This is a genomic window from Streptomyces sp. D2-8 (assembly GCF_023184515.1).
In the GTDB taxonomy this organism is placed as follows: Bacteria; Actinomycetota; Actinomycetes; order Streptomycetales; family Streptomycetaceae; genus Streptomyces.
Genome location: NZ_JAAHBP010000001.1, coordinates 749,486 through 764,374, shown reverse-complemented (window position 1 = coordinate 764,374; position 14,889 = coordinate 749,486). Strand labels below are relative to the sequence as shown.

The 14,889-nt window shown below is 69.9% G+C and carries 10 protein-coding genes, 1 other RNA gene and 1 pseudogene; 8 read left to right on the top strand and 4 right to left on the bottom strand.

Features of this window, described 5'->3' with window-relative positions; translation table 11 throughout:
• Window positions 1–27 precede the first annotated feature (27 nt).
• Genes G3I77_RS03445 through G3I77_RS03410 form a run of 8 tightly spaced genes read left to right on the top strand, consistent with a single transcriptional unit; the run spans window position 28 to window position 12,099 of the window.
• Window positions 28–420, top strand: a complete 393-nt coding sequence (locus G3I77_RS03445; RefSeq protein WP_282572389.1) for a DUF6507 family protein — start codon at window positions 28–30, stop codon at window positions 418–420.
• Complete coding sequence (locus tag G3I77_RS03440; RefSeq protein WP_248500970.1) at window positions 417–3,002, top strand: hypothetical protein; 2,586 nt, start codon at window positions 417–419, stop codon at window positions 3,000–3,002. The genes G3I77_RS03445 and G3I77_RS03440 overlap by 4 nt, the downstream gene beginning before the upstream one ends.
• 12 nt (window positions 3,003–3,014) lie before the next feature.
• Window positions 3,015–3,875, top strand: a complete 861-nt coding sequence (locus tag G3I77_RS03435) for an immunity 49 family protein (protein WP_248500969.1) — start codon at window positions 3,015–3,017, stop codon at window positions 3,873–3,875.
• A 56-nt stretch (window positions 3,876–3,931) separates the two neighbouring features.
• Window positions 3,932–4,222, top strand: a complete 291-nt coding sequence (locus tag G3I77_RS03430) for a hypothetical protein (protein ID WP_248500968.1) — start codon at window positions 3,932–3,934, stop codon at window positions 4,220–4,222.
• A gap of 16 nt (window positions 4,223–4,238) precedes the next feature.
• Entirely contained in the window at window positions 4,239–5,618 is a 1,380-nt protein-coding gene (gene eccD / locus G3I77_RS03425; RefSeq protein ID WP_248500967.1) for a type VII secretion integral membrane protein EccD, read from the top strand.
• Window positions 5,619–5,633: 15 nt separating this feature from the next.
• Window positions 5,634–6,725, top strand: coding sequence for a hypothetical protein (locus G3I77_RS03420; protein ID WP_248500966.1), 1,092 nt, complete (start codon window positions 5,634–5,636; stop codon window positions 6,723–6,725).
• Complete coding sequence (eccCa, locus tag G3I77_RS03415; protein WP_248500965.1) at window positions 6,722–10,702, top strand: type VII secretion protein EccCa; 3,981 nt, start codon at window positions 6,722–6,724, stop codon at window positions 10,700–10,702. Before G3I77_RS03420 ends, eccCa begins: the two co-directional genes overlap by 4 nt.
• Window positions 10,699–12,099, top strand: a complete 1,401-nt coding sequence (locus G3I77_RS03410; RefSeq protein ID WP_248500964.1) for a DUF6177 family protein — start codon at window positions 10,699–10,701, stop codon at window positions 12,097–12,099. Before eccCa ends, G3I77_RS03410 begins: the two co-directional genes overlap by 4 nt.
• A gap of 15 nt (window positions 12,100–12,114) precedes the next feature.
• Here the strand turns inward: G3I77_RS03410 and rnpB are convergent.
• The 4 genes and pseudogenes from rnpB to G3I77_RS03390 all read right to left on the bottom strand — a co-directional run bounded on the left by rnpB (window position 12,115) and on the right by G3I77_RS03390 (window position 14,870).
• Window positions 12,115–12,526, bottom strand: an RNA gene (gene rnpB, locus G3I77_RS03405) — RNase P RNA component class A.
• Window positions 12,527–12,641: 115 nt separating this feature from the next.
• Window positions 12,642–13,358: pseudogene (locus tag G3I77_RS41075) on the bottom strand (DMT family transporter); the annotation flags it as partial.
• An 82-nt stretch (window positions 13,359–13,440) separates the two neighbouring features.
• Window positions 13,441–14,268 carry an AraC family transcriptional regulator gene (locus G3I77_RS03395; protein WP_248500962.1) on the bottom strand — a complete coding sequence of 276 codons (828 nt, stop codon included), beginning with the start codon at window positions 14,266–14,268 and terminating at the stop codon, window positions 13,441–13,443.
• 23 nt (window positions 14,269–14,291) lie between these two features.
• On the bottom strand, window positions 14,292–14,870 hold the full coding sequence (locus G3I77_RS03390; RefSeq protein WP_248500961.1) for a Uma2 family endonuclease: 579 nt from the start codon (window positions 14,868–14,870) through the stop codon (window positions 14,292–14,294).
• Window positions 14,871–14,889 lie beyond the last annotated feature (19 nt).

The window sequence follows — 14,889 nt, the reverse complement described above, 5'->3', positions numbered from 1 at the left end:
CAGGAGCAGGGAAACGGGGGCTGACGCATGCCGGCGTGGGACATCTCTCCGTCCGGGGTCCAAGGTGTGGTCTCGAACGTGGGCGACGTCATGAAGGTCCTGGACGAGATCGTCCAGGCGTACTCGGGTGACGTGCAGGGAGCGGCTACAACGGCCGGGACGCTCGCTCCGGGCGGGGCGGGCGGGGAGCACAAGGGGCAGACCGGGTTGGTCGCCGCAGCCCTAGCCGAGTTCATGGAAGGCACCGCGGACGAGCTGAAGTTCATCGGCGAGCGGGTCGGCAAGTCGGTCAACGGCGCGGTGGAGGCCACGGTGGCGTACCGGGACGGTGACCTGGAGATGGCTGCCGAGGTGCAGCGTCGGGCGGCCGGGCTGGTCAGGCCCGACATGCCTGACGGCTGGAAGGCCGGCCGCCTGTGATCAAGCCGGAGTCCATTCCGCTGTTCACCGGTGATCTCGATCAGCTGGAACAGCACACAGACGCCCTGCGGAAGGAAGCGGACGGCATCCGCCAAGCCGGCGGTGAGGCGCATCGGCAGTTCCAGGGCCTGTCGGCCTTCTACCAGGCGCCAGAAGCGGAGGACCTCTTCGCCTCCACCACGCCGGTACGCGACGCCGCCGACAGGTTCGGAGACAAGGTCGCCACGGTGGCCGACGCGCTGCGGACCTACGCGGCCGAAGTCGCACCGATCGCGGAGCGGTTGGAGCAGTTGCAGAGCCAGGCGACCACGTTCATGGCGGGGCTGAAGACCAGCAGCGGGGCGTTCGACGAGAACTGGACCGATGACGCCGACAAGGTCTCGGAGCACCGGGCTCTGATGCATGACGTGAACGTCGCGCAGGAGCAGTTCGCCGCTGCCGAGATCGCCTGCAACAACAAGATCACGGCACTGGTCGGCGGCACGCAGTACGTGATGAACACCGGCGCGAAGCAGTTCGTACCGCGCGGCGCGGAACTCTACGGCTACAGCGCGGAGGTGCTGGACCAGGCGAAGGAACTCCCGTGGGGCACGCCGGTCACCCAGTCGCACGACTGGTGGGATCCGGACGACCTCGGCTATTACGCCAAGAGTTTCTTCTGGGACGGGATCATCGTCGACAACGTCTGGGGCACCATCGACGGCCTGGCGACCCTCACCGGATTCCACGGCTCGGACAGTGCCGGGCAGGCCTGGGAGGGCTTGGTCCGGGCTGTGGTCGGGGCGGAGACCTATCTCATGGAGTCCGGTGGCCCCGAGCCCACCGGCGTCTTCGCGTCCGACTTCGCCCAGGAGAGCAAGGGGTACGCCAAGGAGTTCGCGAAGGGCTTCGTCGCCTGGGACATGTGGGAGGAGAACCCGTCCCGCGCCGCGGCCACTGTCGTTTTCAACGGCCTCACCCTGGGCGTCGGCCCGCTCAAGGTCGCCTCGGCAGGGAAAGCAGGCGCGGCGGCCAAGACCGCTGCCACGGTCGCGAAGGTCGGCGAGGTCATCGACCCGATCAGCGCCGCGGTCAAGGTGACAGGGCATGCCATTCCCAGGATCGCCCAGGTGACGGAGAGCCTGCGCGGCGTCAACAACGTGCCTGCACTCCGTAGCCCGCACAGCGTCCTGGAGTTCTCCGACGCGTCCGGACGCTCCGTGCTCGTCGTCGAAGACGGGAGGTTCGTCGTCCTCAAGGACGGCGAGGTCGTCAGCGATGCTCCGCTGCGGGAACGTTCCCTCACGGCAGAGACATCGCCGGGTGAGATGGCGATGCAGGAGCGGGAACTCGTCGGCGTCGGTGCGACGTCGCGGGCGCCTGAGGCCAGTGCTCGCTCTGGGGGCAGTCTGCCGCCGAGGGCGGGGCATGAGCCACCAGCCGGGGGGCGTGACGGGGATACGCCGCGTGGGGCCGGGGAGATGGCCCACAGTGGTGGAGTCCCACGTGCCAGCGATTCCAGAGCGTCCGGTCCGGGTGCGGGGACGGTCGGCAACGGCCATGCCGTCAGTGGCTCCGGCGGTCTCGGGGGCGTCGGCCCTGATGACATCGGCCGGAGCGGAGGATCAGACGGTACGTCCGTGCCGGACAGTGACGCCACTGCCCAGCAGCCTCATGTCCCGGCTCGCCCCAGCTTCATGCGGGACGGAGACAACCCGTACGGACCAAGGGGTTCACTCACCCCCAGGCAGATCATGGAGATCCAGGTCTACCGTGCCAACCATGAGCCCGGATACCTCAAGCAGTACTTTGCGAAAGACGGGCGGCGTCTCGACGTCGACCTGCCTGACGAGAGTGGATTTCCGCCACCTCAGTTGGTGAAGGATCCCCAGAATCCGAAGGTCTGGATCTCGAAGGATGATTCTCCGCCTCCGCTACCGCCGAAGTACGTTCCTGATGGAGACGTTAAGCGCGGGCCGGACACGGTCACCACGCCTGATGCTGTCCGCGCACTGAACGACGCCGCCCAAAGGCGCCACGCCTCGATCACAGCCGACACCCCTTGGCACGACAAGGTCAAAGAAGCCAAGGCGAACTATAAGCAGGTGGCATCTCCTGAGAACCTTGACGCGCTGAAAAACGTAAAGGCCAGTCACGCTCCGTTCCACAACCGGATGAGGCTGGACGCCGAGGCATACGGCGAGGCAATAGCCGAGCATCATGTGATCCCGGAGCACTATCCGGGTGCCACCTGGGAGAAGCTCGACGGCCCGGGGAATGGCAATGACCAGTTCGATCAGCTCTGGCGGCGGAAAGACGGCGGCTTCGTCGTGGTCGAGGCCAAGAGCAATGTGGGTACGGAAATCGGCAAGAGGGACTTGCCAAACGGTTTCAGCGTCGCGCAAGGATCGAGAGAGTACTTCCTTGACATCTTGAATGAGATGAAGAAGCGCGGACTCAATGGAAACCGCAACGAAGCCAAACTGTACAAGGAACTGAAGGCCGCCCTCAAGCAAGGGAAGGTCGACTACATCCTTGTCAAGGGTAAGTCCAACGGTGGCGAGTACGCTGGATACTATATGCGTCGGTTCGATTTGGGGTGACGGGAGACTTTGGTGACCGTGACGGTGGAACGGCACAGCAGGCCGCAGCAGTTGGAACATGCCGCTGTGCAGGACCTCGCCGACGAGCTGAAGGACAGCATCCAGGATCTGGGGCAGTCGCCAACGCTGTTCGGCATGGCACTGAACGAGGCGCTCCTGCTGGTACAAGCGCGGGCTGAGACCAACCCTCGGGCCAATCTCCTCGAGACATGGGAGGCCACGGTCAGCGCCATGCAGGTAGGTGAAGCGGCTTTCGCTGCGGCAGCGGCCACGGAGGGCACCCTGCAGCGCCGCATCGTCGACGAGCTGCGCGCGATCCCCGCGACGGGACCTCAGTCCTACGCCAACGCAGGCAACTGGCTCACGTCGCTGTGGTTCGTGATCATCTGCCGCGACCAGGAACGCATGACACAGATGTGCAGAATCCCCATGGAGGTTCTTCGCGCTTCGGGGGGCCAGGGCGACGAGTTCGTCTATCGCTGGGTCGACGCACTGCAAACCTACTGGCTCGAAGAGCCTGGGCTGGTCGAGAAGTTGACGGCTGCCATCGAGGCGTCCCATCCAGACGTGGCGACCGTCGCCCCCAGGGATCTGCTCCAGAACGTCCTCTATCCGCCGATCAACCTGTTCCACCATTTTCTGCGCAAGGATCACGAAGGCTTCAATGGCGCATTGGCCGAGGCTCTGGAGCTGCACAAGGCCTACTGGACCGCGAGCGAGGATCGGGCGGCCGACTTGGCCGGCTCTCTCGCCCTCGGTCCGCTTGCCATGGCTTGTCTCGCCTACGATGCAGGTTTCCCCATCGAGGTCGAGTCTGACTACCTGCCTCATCACCTGCTGCGGCGGACTTGGGTGGGCGAGTTTCCGGTGTGAGGCGTGCGCCCTATCGAATGCCGAATTCCCCGTTGAAGAACAGGTGACCGAAGACTGTGACAGCCCAGGACTACGACAGTCAGCTCCTTGAATCGGTCTCCGTCCGCCGCCGTCGCCTCCGCGACGCTCTCCTCTTCGGCGCGCAGCGGCAGCGGCGGTCGCTCGATGAGCGGATGGGGAAGGTGTTCGCCGGCCTGGTCATCGCGGCGGTGGTGTGTGCCGGGTGTGTGGGGTGGTCTTTCGTGTCGCACAGGGTCATCGGGAAGAGCCCGTACGGCGCGTCTGTGCCGTCCTCGGGGCAGAACTCTCCCAGCACTGCCGCCCCTTCTGCCTCTTCTTCTCGATGATAGGTTCGAACGCGTGATGTCCACGGGGTCCTTGAGTCGTTCGGCGACCAGCAGCCGTACGGCGCTGAGCCGGGTCACACTGGTCGGCGAGCGACGTCGGGTCGACCTCGTACTGCCTTCGCGGGAGCCCGTCGGGGTTCTGCTACCGGAGATCATGCGGCTCTTGGACGACCGTGTGGGGGACCGGCCCGAGTTGCGGCATCTGGTCACCCCGGACGGGTCCGCCCTTGCGCACGACAGCACTCTGGAGTCGTCCGGTGTGGCCGACGGGGCCGTGTTGCGGCTTGTGCGGGTGGAGGATGCCCCTTCCGCTCCTGTCGTCCATGACGTAACCGACGAAGTCGCCGACGATCTCGACCTGCGGGTCTGGCGGTGGCGGCCTGTCGTGCGGCGCGTTGTCGCCGGGTGCGCAACCATCCTTTGGGCCTTGGCCGCCGGGCTCCTGGCCCGCGACCAGTTCACCCTTTCATCGGTCGGCGCGGGGCTTCTCGTCATTGCCGCGGCGTGTGCCCCGGCCGGTGCACTCCTCGGGCGGGCCCGGCGGCACACGCTCGCCGCCACCCTGATCGTCACGGCCGCGGCCCTGGCCGTCCTGGGCGCCTGGACCTGCGCCGACGCCCACGGCTGGGGCGGAGCGGCGCGGCTGGCGTGCATCGCGGGCGCCGTGACACTCGCACTGCTGCTCGCCGGGTGGTTCACGCCCATCGGACGTGGGGCGCTGATCGGTGCCGGGGCTGTCGCCGGTTGCCTTGTGGCGTGGGAAGCAGCTCTCGGGCTGCAGGGCGGGGCAGGCACAGCAGCCGAGCAAACCCGGGTGGGCGCGCTGCTCGCCGTCGTCTCCCTCGTCGTCCTCGGGATGCTGCCTCGGCTCGCGCTGATGGCGTCAGGACTGACCGGTCTGGACGACCGTCCCACGGGTGGGGTGTCGGTGAGCCGGTACCGAGTGAGCACGGCGCTCGCGGCCACCCACCGCGGGCTGGTGCTGGCCACCGTTGCTCTCGCCGCGTCCGCGGGCGCGGCCGGCGTGCTCGTCCTGGGCACCGTGTCGGTGTGGAGCGTGCCGCTCGGCATCACCGTCATGGTGGTGCTCGCGCTGCGGGCGCGTGCCTTTCCGCTCACCGCCGAGGTCGTGGTGCTGCTCGTCGCGGCGGCCGTCGTCGCCGTGCGTCTCGTCGTGGTGTGGGGTGAGCGCACCGCGGCCGCAGGTCCGGTCGCCGTGCTCGGGCTCCTCGCCGTCGCACCTCTGGTGGTGCTGGCCGTGGAGCCGGCCGAGCATGTGCGGGTGCGGCTACGGCGCGCCGGTGACCTGCTGGAGTCCGTCGCCGTGATCGCCCTGTTCCCGTTGGTGATCGGTGTGTTCGGGGTGTACGGGCGGCTGCTCGGCACCTTCGCGTAGGACAGGGTGACCGGTATGACAGGAGGCGGGGACTGGCAGCGCGACGTGCTGCGCGAACTCACCGACCAAGAGCCGATTGCCGTGCCCGAGCACCCGGCAGTCCAGGCTGCAGTCTCCGATACACCTGACTCCACACCTCCTTCGACACCGGCCCGCCGCCGAACGCACGCCCCTCAAGTCCCGGTCCCGGCCCCTGAATCCCACCCCACCGTCGACCCCCGCCTCGCCATCGCCCTGGGCAACCCGCAGCACGGCGACTCGGCCGCACGCCGCGCCGGCGCGTCCCTGCGCCGCCTTACCGCCTCCGCCACCCAGGAGGTCGCCGAACAGACCCGTTTCGCCCAGGAGTTGCCGCAGCCCGTCACCACCGGACGGGTCATCGCCGTTACCTCGATCCGCGGCGGCGTCGGCAAGTCCACGGTCTCCGCGCTGCTCGGCCGTACCTTCAACCACTACCGGCACGATCCGGTGCTCACCCTGGAGGCGGACGCTGCCCTCGGCACGCTCCCGGTGCGGATGGGTGCGGACACGGTGCGCTGGTGCTGCGCCGACCTGGCCCGGATCCTGACGCCCGCGATGCAGCTCACGGACGTCACGGGCTACCTGGTGCCCGTGACCGATGGTGGCTGGCTGCTGCCCGCGAGCCAGGGACGGGTCGGCGCCCCCATGGACATGCGCACCTACCGGACGGTGACGCTGGCCCTGCGCCGGTACTTCGCCGTAACGGTCGTGGACTGCGAGACGCTGCCCGGCGAGGTGGCACGTACGGCGATGGACACCGCCCACGCACGAGTCGTCGTCGCCCCGATGACCGCCGAGGGCATCCACGGCACCCGCCAGGTCCTCGACTGGCTGGGGCAGTTGCCGCATTCGGCTCTGGCCACCACCGTGGTCGCCCTCAGCGCGAACTCCCCCGACACCACCCTCGACCCGAAGACGGCCGCCGCGCACCTGCGCGAGCCCGGCGTGCCCGTCGTGCTGCTCCCCTACGACCGTCATCTCGCCCAAGGAGGCCCCATCCACACCGCCATGCTGGGCCGGAGCACCCGGGACGCGGCCGTCCGCCTGGCGGCCGAAGTGATGCAGCGGGCGGTGAGGGTGCGATGACCCAGCAGGTGATCCACCGGCCCGCCCGCAGCACCCGTCCTCTCGATCCAGCCACACCCCGCACCATCGAGGCGCCTCCGAACCTCCCGGAGGGCAAGGTCGGCAATGCCGCCACCGCACTGCTGCCCATGGCCGGTGTCGTCAGCTCGGTCGTGCTGATGACGGTCATCCGGAACAGCCAGTTCGCCGCGATCGGCGCGATCGTGCTGGTCGTCGCCCTGCTGGGAGCGGTGGCGCTGTTCTTGTCCCAGCGCGGCAAGGCACAGCGCACCCGGCGCGTGCAGCGCGAGCGATACCTGGAGTACCTGGAGGAACTGCGCGAGGAACTCGGCACCGCCGAGCGGGAACGACGGCAGGCGGCGCGCGAGCTGAACCCACCGCCCGAGGCCCTGTACGACCTCGTGCGGGACCCGGCCAGGTTGTGGGAGCGGCGGCGCCGGGACACTGACTTCCTCTCGGTGCGGGTTGGCACCGGCGACGTGCCGACACATGAGCTGAGCATCGCGCAGAACAGTACCGGCGGTGTCCTCACCCCACCGGACCCGTTCATGCTGAACGAGGCCCGCGCCCTGCAGGGCCGCTTCGGCACGGCCACCGACTTCCCGCTCACCGTGCCGCTGGACCGGGCAGGGAACGTCAGCATCATCGGCGACCGGGAAGACGTCCTGCGCGTCGCCCGCGCGCTGCTGCTGCAGACCGTCGTGACGCACGCGCCGGACGACGTCGCCGTCGCCCTCGGCACCAGCGACGAGCCGGAGTGGACGTGGGCCAAGTGGCTGCCTCACGTCCTCGACCCACAGATGTACGACGGCCCGGTCGCCGCCCGCCGCTTCGCCACCGACCTCACGGAGCTGGCGCGGCTGTGCGGCCCAGGCCTTCGGCAGCGTGCCGCGTACGCGGCCGAGGTACGCCGCGGACTGTCCGGCAGGACCCAGGAGGCGCTGCGCCTGACCTCCCGCATGCTCATGGTCAGCGACTCGTACGGCGACACCGCAGCCGAACTCCCGTGCGCCGACTCGGCGATCGGGCTGCCGGAGATGGGCGTCACCGTGCTCCACCTGCTTCAGCGGCAGGTGCACGAGCCCGATCAGGTCAGCGTGCGCATCACCGTCGACGGCGACCGGATCGCCGTCGACGACCTGCGCGCCCCGGACACGCCCTCCGCCCACGGCACGGTCGACGCGGTGACCACTGCCGGAGCCGAGGGCATCGCCCGCATGCTCGCCCCACTGCGTCTGTCGGCCGAGTCAGCGGCCGAGGGCACACCCGTGTCCGGCCCGGTCGACTTCCCCGCCCTCCTGGGTATCGACGACCCGGCCGCCCTCGACCTGCACCGCCTGTGGGCGCCCCGCGGCGAGCGTGACTTCCTGCGCGTCCCCATCGGCCTCACCGACCGCCACGAGCCGGTGCTGCTGGACCTGAAGGAGTCCTCGCAGCTCGGCATGGGCCCGCACGGACTGTGCGTGGGCGCCACCGGCTCCGGCAAGAGCGAACTGCTGCGCACCCTCGTCCTCGCCCTCGCCGCCACCCACTCCCCGGAAGACCTGGCCCTCGTCCTGGTCGACTACAAGGGCGGCGCCACCTTCGCCCCTTTCGCGGAACTCCCCCACGTGGCCGGCGTGATCACCAACCTGGAGAACCAGGCCGGGCTCGTCGAACGCGTCCACTCCAGCCTCGCCGGCGAGGTCAAACGCCGCCAGCGAGTACTCAAAGACGCCGGGAACGTCGCCGACATCGGCCACTACGCCACCCTGCGCGCGACGGCCCGCCCCGACCTGGAACCTCTCCCCCACCTGTTCATCGTTATCGACGAGTTCGGCGAACTCATCACCGCCAAGCCGGACTTCATCGACCTGTTCCTGTCCATCGGCCGCATCGGCCGCTCCATCGGCGTCCATCTGCTGCTGTCGAGCCAGCGCATCGAGGGCGGCAAGCTCAAGGGCCTGGACACCTACCTGTCCTACCGGCTCGGCCTGCGCACCTTCTCCGCCGACGAGTCCCGCACCGTCCTCGACACCACCGACGCCTTCCACCTGCCGCCTCTGCCCGGCTTCGGCTACCTCAAGGTCGACACCTCCACCTACGAGCGCTTCAAGGCCGGATACGTCTCGGGTCCCTACCGCGGACCGGCCCAGCGCGACCAACGCGACGAAGAGCCACTCGCCCGCCCCTACCCGGCGTACAACACCCCTCTGGAATCCGAGGCGGTGGAGGAGCCCGTCGCCACCCAGCGGGAAACCGGCCCGACCGTCCTGTCCGTCATGGTCGGCCAACTGGCCACGGCAGCACCGCCGGTACGGCGCATCTGGCTGCCCCCACTGCCCGACGCCACCACCCTCGACGCGGCCGCAGGCCCCCTCCGAGCCGACACGGACGGGGTGCGCCTCACCCACACGAGCGGTCCGATGACCGTCCCGCTCGGCATCCTGGACGACCCCGCCCGGCAACGGCAGCAGCCGTGGCAGCTGGACCTGACCGTCGCGGGCGGGCACGCAGCCGTCATCGGCGGCCCGCAGTCCGGCAAGACCACCCTCCTGCGCACCCTCGCCCTCTCCCTGGCCCTCACCCACACCCCGTCCGACGTCGCCGTCTACGGCCTCGACCTCGCAGGCGGCGGCCTGTCCGCCCTCGCCGGACTACCGCACGTCGGCGGCATCGCCTCCCGCGCCGACCACGAGCGGGCCGCCCGCACAGTCGCCGAGGTGCGCGGCATGCTGGCGATCCGCGAGGAACTGTTCCGCGAGCACGGCATCGACTCCGTCGACCAGCTGCGCCACCTGCGGGCCACGGGGCGGCTGCCGGAGCTGGCCGCTACCGACATCGTGCTGATCATCGACGGATACGGCGCCCTGCGCGACGAGTTCGCCGACCTCGACGACCCGGTGGCCGACCTGCTCAAGCGCGGCGGCGGCTACGGCATCCACGTCGTCGCCGGCATGCTGCGCTGGAACGACGTCCGCATCGCCACCCAGTCGATGTTCGGCACCCGCGTCGAACTGCGCCTGAACGACCCGGCCGACTCCTCCATCGACCGCAAACTGTCCGAGACCCTCGCCCCGGACACCCCCGGCCGCGTCCTGACCGACGGCAAGCTCTTCGCGCAGGTCGCACTGCCCCGCATCGACAACCGGCCGGAGACCGGCGATCTGGGCCCGGCCCTCGAACGCACCGCCCGCACCATCCGTGCCTCCTGGCACGGCGAACTCGCCCCGCCTGTACGAGTACTGCCCACCCGCCTGCCCGCTGCCAAGCTGCCGTCACCGGCCACCGAACCGGCGGCGATCCCCGTGGGTGTCGACCAGGAGACCCTCGCGCCGGTCCTGCTCGACCTGTTCGGCATGGACCAGCACCTGTTGATCCTCGGCGACAACGAATGCGGCAAGACGAACCTGCTCAAGCTCATCGCCACCCAACTCGTCGAACGGTACGGCGACAAAGAACTCGTCTTCGGCGTCTACGACCCCCGCCGCGGCCTGCGCGGCGTGGTCCCCGAGCCCTACCGCGGCGGCTACGCCCACAACGCCAAGCTCGCGAACGCGCTGTCCACGGGCATCTCCACGGAGCTGGAGAAACGCCTGCCGGAGACGGCGGACCCCGACGCCCCGCTGACCGGCGAGCCCGCCTTCACCGGGCCCCGCATCGTGATCCTGGTCGACGACTACGACATCCTCACCACGGCGGGTCAACAGCCCCTGGCACCCTTCCTGCCCTACGTCTCCTCCGCGCAGGACATCGGCCTGCACTTCGTCATCGCCCGCCGCGCCGCCGGCTCCTCCCGCGCACTCTACGAACCCCTTCTGACCACCCTCCGCGAAACCGGCACAACCGCACTCGTCATGACCGGCGATCGCACCGAAGGCCAGTTGTTCCCCGGCCTGTACGCGTCCCAGCAGCCGCCGGGCCGGGGCACACTCGTCCGCCGCGGTCGCCCCCACCAGCTCATCCAGACCGCCCTCGCAGATGAAGAAGGCCCGTGACCAAGGACGTCATCGCCCTCACCCCCAAGATGCCGGACCTGCCCACCCTGCTCGCGGGCCTCTACGCCGGCGGCCCCGACCTCGGCGTGAACACGACGACCGAGGGCGCGGTCGTCCAGCTCTGCGGCCCCGACGGCCATCCCCTTGTCTCGGTGGAGGCGCCCATCCTCGTCCAGGTCCCCGGCGAGACCACGCGTCTGCTGGACCACGCGGTCGAGGACGGGCCGGTGTGGTGGACCGAGGCCCGCGCCTCGACCGCCGTAGCCGAAGCCGGACGGCTCGCGGGCTCCTTCGCCGGACGCCTGGCCTCCGTGCTGGGCGGAACGGTATGGCCGCCGGAGGCCGCCACCACCGACGTAGTCCCCCTCACCACCGACGTCTCCGCGCTCCCCGTGCCGGCCATCACCGCTCCCGCCGTGGACGTCCTCACCGACACCACAGCCGTGGTCATCCAGGACCGCCCCCTGATCGCCATGACCAGCTGGCTCTCCGACGCCCTGCGCACCGCGGCCACCGCCGAGCGCGCCCTGCAGATCGTCACCCCGCCCACCGCGCGCCTCACCCTCCCCACCCGCACCGCTCTGCGGGGTCTGCCCAACCGATGGGTGGTACAGGACCCCGAGCACGGCTATTACGACGGGCTGTCCGGCGCCATACTCCACTGGAAGAACGGCACCTTCACCCCCGCACACGACAAGCAAGGCGCCACCAGGGTCGCCGAGGCCTTCGCCCCCACCCCGGACACCGGTGACCGCCAGCTGATCCTCACGCTGCGCACCCGCCACCCCGCCGACGAGAACGTCATCCTCGGCCGCGCCATCGAAACCGCCTTCCGGCACCTGACCGGCGCACCGCCAGCGGGATGGAGCACCGCCGAACCGGTCAACCTGCCCTGGTCCACACGCCAGTTGACCGACCTGGCCCGCACTCGCGCGCCCCGGCCCACCTGGCTCGTCGCCGTCGGACACCCCGACCGGCCCGCTCTCGCCACCGTCCGTGTGTTCCGTACACCGGCGGGAGTCGAGGAGGACATTACTCTCGCGCTCGGCTACGGCGGTGACGAGACGCCGCCCATGGACGCGGTCGAGGAACTCGCGACCGCACTCGACGCCGAAGACGGTCTCGTCACCCTGCTCACGTCGCTGCGTGCGGCGCGCCGCGACCTCACGGTCCCGCCGCTCTTGGAAGCCCCGCCAGTTCCCGTCGCGTTCACCCTCGGCAGTGCCGAGGCCGACGCCGTCGGTCACGCCCGTGCCGGGCATCCGCCCCTCGGCCCCGTGCCCAGGCGGCTCGGCCTCGCTGCCAGGCCCGCCCTTCACTACCCCCTGGGAGACGGAACCGACCCCGGCACCTGGAGCGTGTTCCAGCGGCTCATCCATCATCTGAGAGGCGGATGAAGCCCTGATAAGCGGCAGACGAGTCGGGCTGTACGCCGGGTTCTGTTCCCGGGGTTCCTCGCGGAGCCCCGGGCGACGGCCATCCATCTAGGGCCGGCGTTGCCGCCGGCCTCGTGCGGTCTACCCGCGGACTCGGGCGGGCAGCCCTCGATCGTCCGCGCAGGGTCACCTTCGAAAAGGCGGCCCCTCTTGACCTTGCTCCGGGTGGGGTTTACCTAGCTGCCTGAGTCACCTCAAGCACTGGTGGTCTCTTACACCACCGTTTCACCCTTACCGAGGACCGAGGTCCCCGGCGGTTTGCTTTCTGTGGCACTGTCCCGCGGGTCACCCCGGGTGGCCGTTAGCCACCACCCTGCCCTGTGGAGCCCGGACGTTCCTCGGGAAGCTCCCCGTCAGGGGGACTCCACGCGGCCGTCCGCCCGGCTCGTCTGCCGTGTCGACCATGGTACCCGGCGGACGTCCCGCTTCGGCGCCGCGGCCGTCGCCAGCACCGAGCCCGCCAGGATCAGAGTGAAGGCGACGCCGATGCCGAGGGTCAGCTCCTCGTCCAGGAACAGCGCGCCCGCGGCGACCGCCACCGCCGGGTTGACGTACGTGATCACGCCAGCCCGGGTCGGGCCGATCTCCTTGATCAGCTCCAGGAAGGCCACGAACGCGACCGCGGTGCAGATGACGCCGAGACCGGTGAGGGCTGCCAGGACCTCGCCCGACGGCATGGTGGCGGGCCTGGTCAGGAAGGCCGCGGGGGCGTAGACGACGGCGGCGAGCGTGAGGCAGGGGGTGATCAGCTGGAGGGTCGGGACGTCCTTGAGGTACCGGGCCGCTATCAGCGGGGCCGTGGCATAGCCGACGACCGTCACCAGCACCTCGGCCATCGACAGGGCGTCGCCGCCGGTGAGGTGCGGCAGAGTCAGGACGGTGACCCCCGCGAGGCCGAGGGCCAGGCCCGCGATGCGGCGGGCGCCCACCCGCTCCCCCGCGCCGAAGAAGCGGGCCAGGAGGAGGGCGACGATCGGCACTCCCGCGATCAGGAGTCCGGCGGTCGAGCTGGACAGATGGCGTTCGGCGTCGGTCAAGGTCCACCACGGGCCGATGATCTCGATGACGGCGAAGGCCAGCATCGGCTTCCAGTGGGTCCGGACCGTGCGGCCGTAGCCGCCCTGGCGCAGGGCGAAGGGGAGCAGGAGCGCGGCGCCGAGGGCGCAGCGCGTGAACACCACCATGGACGGGGACAGGTCGTCCACCGCCACCTTGATCATCAGGTAGGGGACGCCCCAGATCACTCCCATGAGGGAGAACAGGAACCAGCCGCGTGCAGTCATGCGGTGAGTCTCGGGCGCCTCACCCCGCGGTGTCTTGAACGCTGTTGCGGTACGCCGCCGGGGTCACCCCCAGCACCCGGCGGAACCAGCGGGTGAGGTGCGCCTGGTCGGCGAAGCCGACGAGGCCGGCGACCTCGGCGGGGCGCAGTCCGGCTTCCAGGAGGCCGCGGGCCCTGGCGACCCGGTGCTGGGCGAGCCAGGCGTACGGCGGTAGGCCCATCGTCGTGCGGAAGGCGCGCAGGAGTTGGTAGCGGGAGAGGCCCAGGTCGGTGGCGAGGGCGGCCAGGGACGGGGGGTCCAGCAGTTCGTCCGCCAGGCGGTCGCGTACCGACCTGGCGATGTGGCCGGCGCCGGGCACGGTGTCGTCGGTCGCCCGGGCCGTGGAGTGGCGGCGGGCCAGGGCCGTCAGCAGCCAGGGCAGCCGGGACTCGGCCTCCAGCGGGTCGGGGCAGGTGCTGATGTCGGTGTGGGCTGCGCGGAGGGCTGCCGCCAGTTCCGGGTCGTGGAGGACGGGGTTCCAGAAGTGCGGGAGGCCGCCGAGGGTGCCGTCGGTGAGGAGGGCCGGTTCGGCGTAGAGGGCCTGGTAGGCGTAGCCGTCGCAGGCGGCCGGGCCGCCGGTGTGCATCTCGCCGGGTTCCAGGACGACGATCGAGCCGGGGTAGGAGTGGATGTGACCGCCCCGGTACGCGATGACCTCCGAGCCGCCGACCGTGACGCCGATGGTGAACTCGTCGTGGGCGTGGGGCGCGTAGACGTGGCTGTCGAAGTGGGCGGTGAGGAGGTCGAGGGGCGGGCCGGCACGCCCCAGGCGTGCCCTGGTCCAGCGGGCCTGTTCTCGTATCCCCATGTCGCACCCCCGCCCACAGGGGATCAGAGGAGGTCGGCCGTGTCCAGGTCGAAGGCGAACGGTTCCGGAAGAGCGATGGGCTTGCCGAAGGGGCGGGCGCAGTGCTCGCGGTAGTCGTCATCCTTCGGCTCGCTGAACACCGTGACTTGCGCCGTGTCCCGGTCGACGAGCAGATAGAGCGGGATGCCCGCGCGGGCATAGCAACGGCGTTTGGCCTCGCGGTCGGCCTGCGGCTTGGTGGAGGTCACCTCCATCACCATCGCGACGCCGTCGCAGGGCATCCACGAGTCGGCTCCGGCGAACAAGTCGCGTTCGATGGGGCCGAAGGCGACGTCCGGAACCAGGTGGTTCTTGGGGCAGGAGCCTCCGCTGCGCACCTTCAGCCCCTTGTTGCCCGAGAAGTCCATGTCGGTCCGCGAGTGCCTGATCACTTGCCTCACGATCCGGCTGATGTACTTCTCGTGATCCCCGTCCGGCGGCGGCGTCACAACGATCTCCCCCTCGATCAGCTCGGCCCGGAAACCCTCCGGGGTGTCCAGGGCGAGAAAGCCCTCCAGCAGGACGTCTTCCTGCGAGAGCGGCTCGTGGGCCATGGCAGTCATGTCACGCCCCTCCTTCGGT